The 14,984-nt window shown below is 51.5% G+C and carries 13 protein-coding genes; 5 read left to right on the forward strand and 8 right to left on the reverse strand.

Annotated features, from left to right (window positions below):
• Positions 1-15 precede the first annotated feature (15 nt).
• From ABD852_RS12880 to ABD852_RS12900, 5 genes are all read left to right on the forward strand, one after another.
• Positions 16-1,068: a PA0069 family radical SAM protein gene (locus ABD852_RS12880; RefSeq protein WP_345029513.1), complete on the forward strand. Its 1,053-nt coding sequence runs from the start codon at positions 16-18 to the stop codon at positions 1,066-1,068.
• A 71-nt stretch (positions 1,069-1,139) separates the two neighbouring features.
• Complete coding sequence (mutS, locus tag ABD852_RS12885; RefSeq protein WP_345029517.1) at positions 1,140-3,776, forward strand: DNA mismatch repair protein MutS; 2,637 nt, start codon at positions 1,140-1,142, stop codon at positions 3,774-3,776.
• A 38-nt stretch (positions 3,777-3,814) separates the two neighbouring features.
• The gene (locus tag ABD852_RS12890) at positions 3,815-5,023 is read left to right on the forward strand and encodes a nucleoside permease (protein WP_345029519.1); all 1,209 of its coding nucleotides are present in this window, start codon (positions 3,815-3,817) and stop codon (positions 5,021-5,023) included.
• Positions 5,020-5,802, forward strand: coding sequence for an exodeoxyribonuclease III (locus ABD852_RS12895; protein WP_345029522.1), 783 nt, complete (start codon positions 5,020-5,022; stop codon positions 5,800-5,802). Before ABD852_RS12890 ends, ABD852_RS12895 begins: the two co-directional genes overlap by 4 nt.
• Positions 5,803-5,898: 96 nt before the next feature.
• Positions 5,899-6,099, forward strand: a complete 201-nt coding sequence (locus tag ABD852_RS12900; RefSeq protein ID WP_345029524.1) for a hypothetical protein — start codon at positions 5,899-5,901, stop codon at positions 6,097-6,099.
• On the opposite strand, the gene ABD852_RS12905 is transcribed toward ABD852_RS12900, so the two are convergent.
• From ABD852_RS12905 to ABD852_RS12940, 8 genes are all read right to left on the reverse strand, one after another.
• A complete protein-coding gene (locus tag ABD852_RS12905; protein ID WP_345029526.1) occupies positions 6,086-7,378 on the reverse strand; it encodes a DUF2851 family protein in 1,293 nt (430 codons plus the stop codon). The genes ABD852_RS12900 and ABD852_RS12905 overlap by 14 nt on opposite strands.
• A 112-nt stretch (positions 7,379-7,490) precedes the next feature.
• The gene (locus tag ABD852_RS12910) at positions 7,491-8,999 is read right to left on the reverse strand and encodes a PQQ-dependent sugar dehydrogenase (protein WP_345029528.1); all 1,509 of its coding nucleotides are present in this window, start codon (positions 8,997-8,999) and stop codon (positions 7,491-7,493) included.
• An 83-nt stretch (positions 9,000-9,082) separates the two neighbouring features.
• Complete coding sequence (locus ABD852_RS12915; protein ID WP_345029530.1) at positions 9,083-10,189, reverse strand: plastocyanin/azurin family copper-binding protein; 1,107 nt, start codon at positions 10,187-10,189, stop codon at positions 9,083-9,085.
• Positions 10,186-11,070 (reverse strand): amidohydrolase family protein, encoded by an 885-nt coding sequence (locus tag ABD852_RS12920; RefSeq protein WP_345029532.1) that lies wholly within the window; start codon positions 11,068-11,070, stop codon positions 10,186-10,188. The genes ABD852_RS12915 and ABD852_RS12920 overlap by 4 nt, the downstream gene beginning before the upstream one ends.
• A 67-nt stretch (positions 11,071-11,137) precedes the next feature.
• Complete coding sequence (locus ABD852_RS12925; RefSeq protein ID WP_345029535.1) at positions 11,138-12,121, reverse strand: amidohydrolase family protein; 984 nt, start codon at positions 12,119-12,121, stop codon at positions 11,138-11,140.
• A gap of 39 nt (positions 12,122-12,160) precedes the next feature.
• Positions 12,161-12,973 (reverse strand): amidohydrolase family protein, encoded by an 813-nt coding sequence (locus ABD852_RS12930; protein WP_345029538.1) that lies wholly within the window; start codon positions 12,971-12,973, stop codon positions 12,161-12,163.
• Positions 12,963-13,874, reverse strand: coding sequence for an amidohydrolase family protein (locus tag ABD852_RS12935; protein ID WP_345029540.1), 912 nt, complete (start codon positions 13,872-13,874; stop codon positions 12,963-12,965). Before ABD852_RS12935 ends, ABD852_RS12930 begins: the two co-directional genes overlap by 11 nt.
• A 77-nt stretch (positions 13,875-13,951) precedes the next feature.
• On the reverse strand, positions 13,952-14,953 hold the full coding sequence (locus ABD852_RS12940; protein WP_345029543.1) for a carbon-nitrogen hydrolase family protein: 1,002 nt from the start codon (positions 14,951-14,953) through the stop codon (positions 13,952-13,954).
• Positions 14,954-14,984 lie beyond the last annotated feature (31 nt).

Genomic DNA, 14,984 nt, shown 5'->3' on the forward strand with positions numbered 1-14,984 from the left:
CTATTTATTGGCTTTATGAGCACTGCACCAAAAGGACGTGGGGCCGGGATCAATACGCCCAATCGGTTTTCGAAGTTAAGGGTGGAACAGGATGAGGAATGGGCAGATCATCGGGATGACGAGCTGTCGGACCCCGTTACTCAATTTATCACGGAATATCCGAAGTCGATCGTATCCGACGCCGAAAGTCCCGACCTGGAGGGTTTTACCTCGGTCAACCCTTATCGGGGGTGCGAGCATGGCTGTATCTATTGCTTTGCGAGAAATTCGCATGAATATTGGGGCTTTTCGGCCGGCCTGGACTTCGAGACCAGGATCATTGTCAAAATGAACGCCCCGGATTTGCTGGAGCAGGCTTTCAATTCAAAAAAATGGCGGCCCCGTGTGATTCACCTTTCCGGTAATACGGATTGTTACCAGCCTGCCGAGAAGAAATTTGGTTTGACGCGAAGGTTGCTGGAGGTGTGCCTGCGGTACCGGAACCCAGTGGCTATCCTGACAAAGAATGCACTGGTGCGCAGGGATTTGGATATTCTTCAGGAATTGGCGCAAATGAACCTGGCTTCAGTGGCGTTGTCGGTCACGACGCTCAACGAAACCACCAGGAGAGCGTTGGAGCCTCGCACCGCAACCGGTCAAAAAAGACTGGACACGCTCGGAGAGCTCCACCGGGCCGGAATCCCCGTAGGCGTGATGACCGCACCGCTGATACCCGGGCTGAATGACCATGAAGTTCCGGCCATTATCAAAGCTGCATCAGAAAGGGGAGCCTGTTGGGCTGGATTCACCATTGTCAGGCTAAATGGCGCCATCGGCGGGATCTTTACGGAATGGGTGCGGAGGCACTACCCGGACCGGGCGGATAAAATATTGAACCAGATCAGGGCCTGTCATAACGGTAGTCTGAATGACTCCCGGTTTTATCAGCGAATGCGGGGAGAAGGCGTTCTGGCACAGACCATTCAACAGATGCATCAACTGGCCTGTAACCGGTTTCTGGCGGGACGGACTGCACCTCAACTGGATACCACACGCTTCATAAAAGGCGGGCAATTGCGATTATTTTAGACAATAACCGCTTATTTTTGTAAATAGCAGCTGTAGTAATTCCGCTGGCCAACCATTTAACAAAATAAGCCTTGGCAAAACCTTCTGCCCCAAAGGAGACACCTTTAAGTAAACAATACAACCAGATTAAGTCCAGGTACCCGGGAGCACTCTTACTGTTCCGGGTCGGGGATTTTTACGAGACCTTCGGGGAAGATGCGGTCAAGGCGTCCAAGATTTTGGGGATCGTCCTGACGCGGCGGAACAACGGGGGAGCGCACGAGGAGCTTGCAGGTTTTCCTCATCATTCACTCGATAACTACCTTCCCAAACTGGTAAGAGCCGGTGAGCGGGTAGCTATTTGTGATCAGCTGGAAGACCCGGCTACGGCCAAAGGAATTGTTAAACGGGGAGTGACCGAACTGGTTACACCGGGCGTGTCGCTCAACGACAATGTTCTGGACACAAGAAGGAACAACTATCTGGCCAGTATCCATTTCGGGAAGGATGATCGGCACGGTATTGCCTTCCTGGATATATCCACTGGTGAGTTTATGACCGCCCAGGGGAATACGGCTTATATTGACAAGCTTTTGCAAAGCCTGGCGCCATCCGAGGTCCTTTTTTCAAAGAAAGAGAAAGAACGGTTTTTCCAGAGTTTCGGGGAACGGTTTCATACTTTTCAACTCGATGAGTGGTGTTTCGGTTTCGAATTTGCGCAGGAGAAGCTGACTACTCATTTTCAGACCAGTACGCTCAAAGGGTTCGGAATAGAAAATCTGCCCCTCGGAATTGTTGCGGCCGGGGTGATCGTACACTATCTCCTGGAAACGGAGCACCGGGAGATTTCGCATATTAACCGCATCATGCGGCTGGAAGAAGATCAGCATGTTTGGCTGGATCGGTTTACCATCCGCAACCTCGAGCTGGTATATGCCCAGCAGGAGGGCGGAGTACCGCTCATTGACGTGCTGGACCATACCGTCACGCCGATGGGGGCGAGAATCCTGCGCCGTTGGATGGTTCTGCCGCTGAAGGAGAAAAGTGCTATCGAGGAGCGCCTCAAAACCGTGGAGCTTTTTGTCGGCAACAAGTCGCTGCACGAAGCACTGGTCCAGTTGCTCAAACCGATCGGCGACCTGGAGCGGCTGATTTCCAAGGTAGCCGTACGGCGGATTAATCCGCGCGAGATGGTTCAGCTAAAAAAAGCGCTGCTCCAGATTGGCCCCATTAAAGAACGGCTACGTAAAGCTATCGAAACCGGGGACCAGCAGGAAACTTCAGCCCAGCGTTCTTTCCAGCGCTTTTTGGACCAGTTAAATGCCTGTGAAGCGCTGCTGAACCGGATCGAAGCGGAACTCAGGGAAGACGTGCCGGTGGTGACCAACCAGGGGGGAATGATCCGCACCGGGATCGACGCGGAGCTCGATGAACTTCACACCATTGCCTACGCGGGTAAAGATTATTTGCTGCAACTGCAGAACAGGGAAAGCGAGGCTACCCGGATTCCTTCGCTCAAAATCGCCTATAACAAGGTATTCGGGTATTACCTGGAGGTAAGCAATGCCCACAAGGATAAGGTGCCCGCAGAGTGGATCCGGAAGCAAACGCTGGTAAATGCCGAGCGGTATATTACCATGGAGCTCAAAACCTACGAGGAGAAAATTCTGAACGCCGAAGACCGGATTTTCGCCATTGAGCACAATCTCTTCCAGGAGCTGGCCGCATTCGCAACCGAATATATAGGTGCTATTCAGCAAAATGCCCGCATGCTTTCCGAGCTCGATGCCCTGCTTTCGTTTGCTACTTCCGCCTTGAAGAATAAATATGTCAGGCCGGAAATAGCCGTGGAAAACGTACTCGATATTAAAGGCGGAAGGCACCCGGTCATTGAGCACCAATTACCTCTTGGCGAGGCTTATGTGCCGAATGACGTGTATCTCGACGGAGAGAACCAACAGATTATTATCATTACCGGGCCTAATATGGCGGGTAAATCGGCACTGCTGAGACAAACAGCCCTCATTGTGCTGATGGCCCAGATGGGCAGCTTTGTCCCGGCCAAATCTGCCGTGGTAGGTTTGGTAGATAAGGTTTTTACCAGGGTAGGGGCCAGTGATAACCTCAGCCGGGGAGAAAGTACCTTTATGGTTGAAATGACCGAAACAGCAAGTATCCTGAACAATCTCAGTGACCGGAGCCTTGTGCTGCTGGATGAGATCGGAAGAGGGACCAGCACGTATGACGGAGTTGCTATTGCCTGGTCGATAACGGAGTATCTGCACCGGCACGAACAGTGCCGGGCAAGGACGCTTTTTGCAACGCATTACCACGAGCTGAACCAGTTGGCGGAGGATTTTCCACGCATCCGGAATTTTAATGTTTCGGTAAAAGAGGTCGACGGAAAGGTTATTTTTCTCCGCAAGCTGAAACCGGGCGGCAGCGCACATAGCTTCGGGATTCACGTAGCGCAAATAGCCGGGATGCCCCAGCCGGTTGTGTTGCGAGCGGACGAAATCATGCGCCATCTTGAAAAAGACCATGTGGCGGACCAGCATAAGAAGCGGATCCGGGAAATACCTAAAAATAACTTCCAGTTAAGCCTTTTTGAAGCCGCCGACCCGAGGCTCGAAGAACTGAAATCCAGGCTGGAGTCGCTCGATGTAAACACGATGTCACCCATTGAAGCATTGCTTAAACTGAACGAACTAAAAAAAATAATTTCCTGAGTGACCGGACTGGTCATGTAACAGTTGAATAACCCGAAATGAAAGCTACCGTTAGAATACAATTAATGTTGATGATGTTTCTCCAATTTGTGATTTGGGGATCCTGGTATGGACAAATGAGCAAGTATATGGTTACCCAGCTGGGGGCCACCGGAATACAGGTTGGAAACGCATACGCGGCTTTTTCGATCGCTATGATTATTGCTCCTTTTTTTATCGGACTGGTAGCTGACCGCTTTTTTGCGGCTCAGAAAGTATTGGGTGTTTTGAACCTGGTGGGCGCACTGGTATTGTACTTTTTGATTCAAACGAAGGACCCCGATGCATTCTTCTGGATGATCCTGCTTTACTGCATTACCTACGCGCCTACGCTTGCCCTGGGCAACTCTATCGCGATGCAGCAGATGGTAAGCTCCGAAAAAGAATTTCCTGCTATTCGCGTAATGGGGACCGTGGCCTGGATTGTGGTGACGAATTTCATTGGCCTGTACGGGTTTGGCGACAAAGTGACCATTTTCCAGATTTCCATGGTGATGTCACTGGTTCTGGGCATTTATGCTTTTTTTCTACCGGATACGCCGCCCAAAGCCAATAAAAATGCCTCTGTTGCAGCGATTCTCGGCCTGGACGCTTTCCGTCTCTTAAAAGACCGTTCCTTCCTCATATTCGTTGTTTCTTCAATCCTGATCTGTATCCCGCTTTCGTTCTATTACGCCTGGGCGAATCCTTCGCTCACCGATTCGGGCATGACCAATGTTGAAAACAAGATGTCGCTTGGACAGGCATCCGAGATTATTTTTATGCTGCTGATCCCGTTTATCTACGCCAGGTTTGGTGTGAAGTGGATGTTAATTTCCGCACTTCTGGCCTGGATCGTTAGGTTTGTAGGGTTTGGTTACGGTGACGCCAATACCAGCGAATGGCTCCTGTATCTCGCTATTATCCTGCACGGGGTATGTTACGATTTCTTCTTCGTTACCGGGCAGATTTACACCGATAACCGGGCAGGTGAAAAAGTAAAATCGGCGGCGCAAGGGCTTATTTACCTCGCTACCTACGGTATCGGAATGGGGATCGGTTCCTGGGTTTCCGGGATAGTCGCCGATACCTACACGCTGGCCGACGGAAGTAAGGACTGGACTTCTATCTGGCTGGTTCCGGCAGGTATTTCTTTTGTTGTTTTGATTCTTTTCCTTCTTTTCTTCAGAGATAAAAAGAGCGGCAGTGCCGCCGTTCCCGGACAATGAGGATTCTCTCTTATAATGTTAACGGAATACGGGCAGCGCTCAAAAACGGGTTGGCCGACTGGCTGAAGGCTGCCATTTTTGAAGGGCAACCCTTTGATGTCCTGTGTTTTCAGGAGGTAAAAGCCCTGCAGGAGCAAGTCGACCTTGCCCCCCTCGAACAACTGGGATATCAACTGGTGGGTTGGTTTGCCGCTGAAAAAAAGGGCTATAGTGGAGTTGCCACTTTCGCCAGGGTATCTCCCGACCTGATGGTGCAAGGGTTTGGAGTACCGTTTTTTGACGGTGAAGGCCGGGTCTTACGAACCGATTTCGGTGAGCTAACACTTCTTAACTGTTATTTCCCTTCAGGTACCAGCGGTGAGGTGCGGCAAACTGTAAAAATGCAATTCCTGGACGATTTCTATAAGTTTGCTCTTGAACTCAGGACGTTACGTCCGAAGCTGATTATTTGCGGCGACTATAACATTGCACATACCCCGACGGATATTCATGATCCTGTCGGTAATAAGAAAAGCTCCGGCTTCTTGCCCGAAGAGCGGGCCTGGATGACCGGCTGGTTCAATTCCGGCTTTTCGGATGCGTTCAGGACGAGGCATCCCGACCTGGTCGAGTACAGTTGGTGGACTTACCGTGCCAATGCGCGTACCAACAACAAGGGGTGGCGTATTGATTATTTTTCAGTTTCGGAAGCACTGGCTTCCAAGTTAATCAATTGCAGGCATTTCAATGACGCGATTCATTCCGACCACTGTCCGCTGGGCCTTGCTTTAGACATCTGAAAAGAGATGCTTGTAACCGGTCTGCACGCTCTGTGAACGGTATTCGTATATTTGTGGCTCGAAAAAGATTCTGCTACGCATTCATCTGACAGGGAAATGGAAAATACCAGGTTTAAACGTTTTTTTGGTGCACTTCTCACGGTAATAGGAATTCTGCTCGTATTGTTTGCCTGTGTAGCTTTTCTGTCTGATAAGCCGGTTTTCGGGCTTGAAATCACCAAATGGGAGACCTTGGTCCCTTTTGTAGTCGGGGCGTTGTTTATGATCCCCGGGGTGAGCCTGATCAGCAATTCTTAGCTGGGTTTCGGCTTAAGAGGGCATTGCCGACGCTGCAATACAGACAACGCCTTGCACTGCAGTACTGTTGATACCACTCGGTGGCACCCTGTGAGGCGGCGGACGTATTGAGACGTATCCCTAATTTCCGCCATTTACGGGTAATTTTGTTATTTTCTGCCGGTGTTTCCTCCAGCAGGCCTATCGCTTTGTCGAGATATTGAGGGGTGTCGGTTTTGAATCCATAGGCGGCCAGGATGGGTGCCGCTGCATTGATAAGGATCAGGTAGACGGCTTCCGCGCCCATAGGCGGAACCAGTCCCTTTGCCGGTTTACCGAAGTGGTAGTGCGTATGCCAGTACGGCGACTGTACACTTTTCAGGGCGCGGGCAATTTCCCCGAAGCTGCCGAATGACGTTAACAGGGAAAACAAGTTTCCGTTCCTGTGGATGAGAGCCGCCAGTTGGGCAATTCTCACAGTCGGAAACCCCGCCGGGCGAAGCCTGAGGAGCTTCCATTCAATGGGGTCAAGGCGGTCGCGGAGGCCGTATTTCCCCGACAGGAATAAATACTGCCGCTTCAGGTCTGCTACATAACCGGCCGTGCTTTCCCCGGGAATGAGATGGGCCGTTCCGAACAGGAGCGCCTCAAGCTGGAGCAGATCGGCTCTGTGGCGCAGCATAAGCCGGAGCGGAACCCGTTCGGCAAGTTTTTGGAAAGCGTCTGCATTAATCCGTGCGCCGAAGTAGCGGGCTATCAGTTGCCAGGCTGTTTCATCCCAATCACCCTTGTTGCGGGTCAGCATTTCCGAAATCGCAACTGATTTCCGTTGCAGCCTGGCAATGAGCGTCTTGTCGATCATGTTATATTTTTGCAGCATTGATACCCCTTCAAACTGGCTTTCGCAGGGAATGTCCTGCAGATTTTGCAGCATGGTGGTGTAGAGCGCGAGCATATCGGGGCTAACCCGATCTTTTAAAGAAAGAACCGGGACATGGTTGTTGGGGTAATGGTCCGGGGCCAGGTCATTTTCCCATACCACATGGAGGATCACGCTCCCGTATGACCGGTCGTTGTGATGCTTGTGGAGATTCCAATCAGAAGTCCGGACGTGTATTTCAACAGTTCCGGCCCAGAGTATGCCGTCTATCTCAATCCTGGCTTCAAGGAAGTCGGGGCCGGCATCTGAGTTTCGGTGCCCTGGCCGTAGCGGCGTCAGGCTACTGCCGGAAACCGTCTGTAAAGCAATACGGTCAAAATACTGATGTTGCCACAAATAGGCTAGAAAGTCTTCGTTCATCGGATGTAGTATGTATAGCACTGATAGTTCCTTAAAATTAAAGGACAACCGGTAAATACAAAACTTTATCCGTGGAAAGTGTTGAAATTGAGGTAAGTGTAAGCGGTTTTGGCTAGTTTTTCTTTACCGGGAGGCGGTTAAGCGAGTAGCAGATCAGCCGGTTGACCAGTGGTGTACCGCTTTCGCTCTTAATGTTCTCCAGCTTAAATTCGTAAACATAACCTTTCTTTAATTCCGGGAGTAAGACGGTGACCGATTTTTTGTCGGCCGAAAGTGTTACCCGCGCAGGTTTTACGTCCCGGATATCCGATTGGTTGGATTGGTCGATCGGCTCGGAAATGGGTTTCTTCTGGTATTGGTAGGCATAGTGCCTGATATGATATCCGGACAGCTCGGTGGCGGCCTTTTTGTCGAGTGTTTGCGTAAACGTAAGGCGAAACCCTCCGTTGATGACCTGCATATTCTGTATGTCGAGCGCGGGCTTTTCACCCGCGCTGATGCGCTGAATTCCCTTTGAACCTGCCCACCCGTGTGTAATCTGCCCGGTAAGGAGACTTCCGTCCGGGGCGAATACCATCCTGTTGTTCCCCATCCTGAGGCCGTTTCCGTCCAGGAAGGGCACGCAGGCGCCCTGGAAAATGCCGTCAACTTTTTCCAGCATGACGCGCATGATCCGGTCGTGGTTCATCTCTCCGACCAACAGCTGGCCTTCAAACTGGGGAAACTGCGTCCCGGCGGGAATACCTACCGGCTCGGAGGGAGAGTTGGCCATTATGCCATGCGGGAAGAAAACGGCAGCCTCTGTGCGCATTTTATTTAACTCTTTAACCGGCATCCGGAAGGGATTCCTGCCGTCCCAGTCATCCCCCCAGATCAGGCTCGCCGGATGACCGTAAAATTTGCCTTTTTCCACATGGAAAAGCTTGCTGGTCTCTACCCAGTCGCTTTGGTTATCCGCTACAAAAAGATTGCCTTTGGTGTCGAAGCCAATGCCGTTGGGCGAACGAAAGCCCGACGCGAAAGGTACGGTTTTTCCATTGGGCTTTACCTGGAGTACCCAACCGCGGTAGGGTACGATGCTGTACATTTGCTTGCGCCCGGTAGTGCTGTCCCTGCCTGCCAGGTTGACGGGACCACGTGGGTTTTTGCGATAGCCCGCTCCGGATGAAGCCGTGTTTAAGGCGATGTACAGGTTACCGGCTTTGTCCCTGACCGGCCCGTAATTGAATTCGTGGTAGTTGCCGGAAAGCCCGAAGTCGTCGGTGATGGTCTCGTAATGGTCTGCTTTCCCGTCGCCGTCGGTATCGCTGATCCGGGTAAGCTCCGGGCGTTGGAGAACGACAATTTGAGAGGGGCTTTCAACCAGTAACCCCAATGGCTCGTGCAAGCCCGAGGCAAAAACCGACCACTGTTTTGACGGGAAGTCATATACCATTACCTCTCCCCGCGTAAAACAGGCCGCCAACCGGCCATTCGGGAAAAAAGCCATTCCGCCCGTTTCCGCGTCAAGCCCGGCCGGCATTTCGATGTTTTCTACACGGTATGAAGTTTGGGCAGTTTCCTGCGCGGCAGACCATCCGCCAAACAAGAGGAAAAGTCCCGAAAGAAAAGCTGATTTCATCTGGTTGTAGGTATGAGGTATGAGGGGTGAGGTTTGAGGGGGTGAGGGGATTTACCTCATATCTCATACCTCACATCTCACACCTAACGTGTCATTGTAATGGTAAACTCCTTTGCTTGTGTGGGACTGAGCTTTAGGCTGCCGTCGGGTTCTTTGGTACCGGCAGAAAATTTGTAATTCACGCCGTCATTTTCACCGGAAATGAACCAGACCGGTTCTATACCGTCCGGTATCCTGATGCTGCGTTCCAGGCCCGAACCGTCCGGTTTCTCGCGGATAAGCTCGTAGACGTCGGTGCCGTTTACCTGGTAGTGGAATTCGGGGTATTGGCGAACAAGCCGGTATCCTTTAAATTTTACCGTCGGCTCTACTTCCCGGTTTCCCAAACGAAGGGGATGGGTGGCTTTGTCACGGTAAAATATGGTTCCGAGCACCTTAGCGTACGCGTTTTTGTGCCCATGCCAAAAATCCTTCATGTCCAGGAATTCCCCGGACCAGGCGTATCGGAGCTTGCAGGCTTCAGCGTCCCAGCAGAAGGCCAGCTCCCCCGGTAAACGAACCGCTATACTGGCAAGCCCGGACTCTTCCATGAACGCTCGGTAAAGAAAGGGTGGAGTCTGCTCAAACGGATGTTGAGGCGCCTGCTGGTGATGTGTATGCGCCTGCTCACTGCTTTTACGAGACTCGGGCACATCGGGATCTTTTGCCGCGGGTGGCATGCTCAGATCGGCAGAAACGTGTATGACGCCGTACATCACAAACCCGTGCCCGGGGTAGGTACATACAAAAGGATAGGCGCCGGTGAGGGTCGGTGCATTGAACGTAATGCTCTTTTTTTCACCGGGTGACGTTACCGGGACATGCCACAGCACATCGTCCGAGCGCGGTATGTATTGCATCTCCGGCCCCTTTTCCGCCAGGGCCATCGCCGCCTCCACTACGGCGGTCCGTTTGCCGGGTTTGGTAATCACCAGGTTATGGCTCATATCATCCTGGTTGGTGAAGGTAAGCGTTATGCGTGCGCCAGGCTTGACAGCTACCTGTACCTTGTCAAACTGAAGTCCGGGCAAAGTGGTTATTGCAATGGGTTCCTGTCCGTACGCAGCCGGAGAAAAAGCGGGCAAAAGACAGGCTGCCAGGAGCATGCTGCAGATGAACAGCCTGAGGGACGGGGCGGACGATGCCTTCATATTTTTAAGGACCAGCCTTTTTGGTCAAACATGGCTTTGCACAGTTTCCGGTAATTGCGCCCGAAAATTTTCATCCGGTCTTCGTGGCTGATGCTGGCATCCAGCACTTTCGAGAATTCAGTAGAAAAGGATCTTGAAGGGCCATGTCCGCCCCATACGATCCGGTCGGCGCCCAATTCATTTACTGCCAGGTCTACCGAACCTGAATGCGGATCGGCACCGCTGAATTCGAACATGATGTTTTCATAAGGCCTTACTGTACGGACCGCGAGTTCCCAGTCGCCGCCTGCGTGGCCGCAGATCAGCTTTACATCCGGGAAGCGTTTCGCCAGTTCGACTACATGCCACGGCGCTGATTCACCCGGAAGGTTCGCGCCGCCCGGGCGCCGCGGATCGCCTCCCACCTTGATCCAGGTATGGATATAGATAACGGCGTTCAGTTTTTTGGCATGGCTGATGATAAGGTCGTTTTGCGGTTCGCTACAGACAACGCCCAGTTTGTTCCCGCCCACGTATTTGATGCCAATGCAGGGACCGTCTTTGATCCATTTGTCCATCTTCTTCACGCTTTCTTCGGGAAAGCCCGGATCGATGGGGATAATGCCCGACACACGTGACTGGTATTTTTTCAGGATTTCGAGCTGTGCGGGATCATGTGCCATGACCGTCAGCGGATCGGCAAGCGTCCCGCCGATATCTACCGAGATTATTCTTTCAACACCCATTCGCTCCACATAGTGCAGCATGGCTTCATGCTGTTTGATAGGAACCGGCGTGGCAAAGAAGCCGTGATAGTGGCTGTCCCAGATTCGGAAACCAATCATTTCCTCCCGTGAAGGAAGCCCATACAGTTTGGGATCGAGTACAAAAATATTTTTCATTTTTTTAAGGTTTGAGGGGTGAGCGATGAGGTGTGGGCGGTGTTTTACGGCTCACAAAAAAGGCAGCTCATCCCTGAAGAAGCCCGGCCGCATTGCCCTCCATAATGGATTTGGATTGTTCCAGTGTCAGATCCGATTCAAACAGCTTGAAAAGACTGGCTTCTACCGGGAAGTAAGGGGCATGAGATCCGAAAAGAATGCGTTCGGCGGGTACCGGTTTTGAATTTCTACCCCACGGAATCTCGCTCAGGGTACGCTCTATCCCGCCAAAAGTAAAGACGCGGTCTTTGTGATGCTGGTTACCGTCGAGCATGGCATCGATACCCCCTGCGGTTTCGATCCGGGCAGTATCAAAAACAATATTCGGAGTTCCGACGAAGAGGTCCATCTGTTTCGCGCTGACGCGGTGGTTCCAGTACAGCAACTGAACTCTGGCTTCCGGTGTCTTTGCGACCAGTTCGGTTAAAGGGGCGTAGCTGAAATCACGTGCCAGCACGATCGGGTGGTGGTTCCTGGAATCATCCATATCACCTACAATCTGGAGCACGAGTTTTCTCTTTGCTACCTGCTCAAAAAACTTGCCGAAATCCGGGTGAGTGAGGTCAAAGGTCTGGTAGGATGGGTAAATCCTGATGCCTTTCATTTTGTATACCTCATGGCACCTTCTCAAGTCTTCCTCCCAATCCGGCCAGGCCAGGTTGATAGTCCCGAACGGGAGGAAAAAGTTGCGTCCATAGGCGGCGCATTCTTTTGTCAGGGCGGCGTTGACGGCGTCAATGTTCTTGTGAAACAACGCGTCGAAACTTCCGGCCCATGCCTGTTTGATCCGGTGTTTTTTTAGCTTATCGCCGAGCGCTCCGGCGCCCTGGTACTTTAAATGCCGGAAGGGCCATTGACCCAGGCTTACGTTGGTGTCGATGATAAAAGGCGCCTTTTGGGCTTCGTTGTCCGGCGTTGCGGGCAGGGGTGAGGCACTGAGCCGGCCTGCACCGGCTACGAAGGCAGAGCCGATTGCCGCAGTGCAGAAATCTCTCCGGTTTATTTTTGCCATGTCAGAATGCTATTGAATTTTGAAAAGCGCTTTATTTTTTTAACGTATATGCGTACCCAGGAGCCGTATGGCATTTCCGGAACGCATTTGATCTTTTTGGGCCCGGGTGGCTTCCGAATCACGTAAAGACTCAATCCGGAGCATGCCGGTTACGTAGTCCAGCAGGGGAGAATGTGAACCGAAGGCAAATTTCCCGGCGCCATATTGTTGGACCAGGTCAGGCATGAATCCCAGCGACCGGCCCGATGTATCAAATATAATTTTATCACTTTTCAGCAAAGCGGCATCTTCCTTTGCTACCGCAAGGCCGTTTGCAACGTTCAGAAAGAAGTAAGTGGCCCCGGGTACTTCCCGTACAAGCGGCATGAACTGACGGAGGCTCCATTCGCCGATCTCGGTCCCTGCTACGTTCGGCAGGTCGAGCCAGGAGCGTTGCCGGCTGTCCACCATCCGGGTAGTAAGGCCGACCACCAGGTTGGCATCCCGGCATTTTCTGACAAGCGCTACGCAGGCAGGGTCCTCCGGGAGGTAGTCGTGGTATTGGGGGTACAACCGGACGCCGGCGATCCCATTCGAAATGCATTTTTTGAGATCTGCCTCCCAACCGGGATAGGCCGGGTTAATGACAGCGAAAGGGATAATGCGTTTTTGCAGGCTTTTTTCCGATTTGAGCTGTGCAAAAAGCGCTTCATTGGCGGACTGTGAATTTTTGAAATGCACTCCGTCAAGATGGGCTACCACGGCTTTGTCGATTCCGAACCGGTCCATCCGGGCGATCAATCCTGTGAGTGTACTGTCGTGCAGTTGTTTGTAGGGCCAGTGGCCGATATAGGCATTGATGTCAATCCACATGGAAACCTCCTTTTTTTAATACTTTCTGATAGTTGGAGAAGAACAGTTTTTCCTTCTGTGAATCGGTAAGCCGGGAGGCAAAAATTTTCCCGATGCTCTGATAAAAACTTGCGTCGGACCCAAAAAACAAGCGATCTTCCCCCAGGTGCTGCAGGGCAAAATCTATCATATTTTCTTCGTTGTTGCTGCCGCCCGTATCGATAAAAATATTGGGATAAGGTTCGAAGGTCCTGCACATACATTCCCAATCGCTTCCGCCGCCCATGTGTGCAAACTGGAACATCGCTTCGGGGTACCTGGCAGCGACTTCGGCAAAATCTCCAGGGGTTGAAATGGTGGGGACTTTCCTGGCGTCGTACTTCATTTTATAGCCACCCACACCCATCTGGCATTCACCATGCATGAAAATAAGGATATTGCGCGATGCAAGCTTTTCGATTACAGGGGCATATATCGGGTCATTGATTTTTACCTGCTGGTAGAGACGGGTTCCGACCAGCCCGGCGTCCAGGCAACGGTCGACCTCGTCGAGAGATTCTTTTTTGAAACGAGGGTTCACGGTGAAATGTCCCCTCAGCTTTTCAGGATGTGCTTTTACCGCTTGTATCACTTTGTTGTTGTGCTCGCGGAACTGGGCGGGAGTGAGCTCAATCTGTGTCATGGGATTGGCTACAAACAATTTCGAAATGCCGTACCGGTCGGCGAAATCGAGGTGCTGCTCTATGCTTTCCCGGGTAAAAACAGAAGTTGCGTAGGCGTCCAGTTTTCTGAACTTGCGAACTTCTTTCATGAGATCGAATCCCGCTTTTTGTTCGTTTTTCCCAAATGCGGTTAGGACGGCTGTTGAAAGTAGTCCGGTGGCGAAAGTCCGCCGCGAAAGCTTGTCCGGTAGATCGTTCATTTAGCAGGTTGCTTGTGCTAAGGAATATCCGTTTTTGAAGAACGAATACTCTTTTGACTGAGCTGAATTGCCTTTTATTATTGAATTTTCAATTGCTTCGCTCTCACCGCCCGCGAACGGTTGTAGTAGTCATGCATATTTTCAATTTCAAATTCTTTCAGCATCCGGTCAATGGGTATTTTCTCGTCGAGACCGGTGACCAGAACAGGGCCCAGGCACCCGGGGTCTTTGATGTGCACATTCGAGCCGTAGCGCGCTTTCAGTAAGCTAAGCTTTTCAAAATTGTAGCCCAGGTGCACAAGCCTTGAGTTGAGGTTAATGGTAGCAGTGGCGTAGTTGTTGTAGTTGCTGGTGCTCGCTACGACTTCACCCAGCGGGTCGCGCACTTCAGAAGGTGTCCCGCGGCCGCTGATCGCTCCCACAAAATAGGAGCGGCAGGCATAAGCCCAGTTCTTCTGCATGTGCCCGCCATGGTACATGGACATAAACAGGAGCACGTCAGGTTTTTTTTCTGCGAAGCTGTCGCGTAGCTCTTCGAAATTCAGGTCAAAGCAGATCGCCATCCCCACCCTGCCGAAATCGCATTCGAAAACGGGGCTTTCAGTTCCGGACACAATGCCGCTTTCGATTTCGCCTATGGTCGGGAAGTTTTTGTAATAGATTCCTGCCTGCTTGCCTTTCCTGTCCACCAATACCGCAGCATTTCTCAGGTTGCCTGCTTCGTCGGTGAGCAAAGTCCCGAAAGCGATGTAACATTTGTTTTGGGTGGCCGTTGCGGCAATGAAATCCTGTATTTTACTGCCTCTTATTTTAATAAACTCTTCCTGGACCCGGGTGGAAAACCCGCTTGGCATGTCAAAAAACTCGGGGAGCAAAATAAGGTCAGGCTGGTCGGGTAATACCTGCTTGATTTGCTGATCCCAAAAGCCGATAATTTCCTTCACGATGTTTTCCATGTCGGTCCGGTTGGAATAACCGGGGATCGCAGCACCTATCGTAGATACTTTTATTTGTTTTTCAGCAAACACATGTGTTACGCAGAAAAGTGCCAGACAGACAATAAAAGCAGTTTTTTTCATGGTTTGGGTCAGGTTAAGGCTGTTTTGCGGC

The organism is Ravibacter arvi, from assembly GCF_039540405.1.
In the GTDB taxonomy this organism is placed as follows: Bacteria; Bacteroidota; Bacteroidia; order Cytophagales; family Spirosomataceae; genus Ravibacter; species Ravibacter arvi.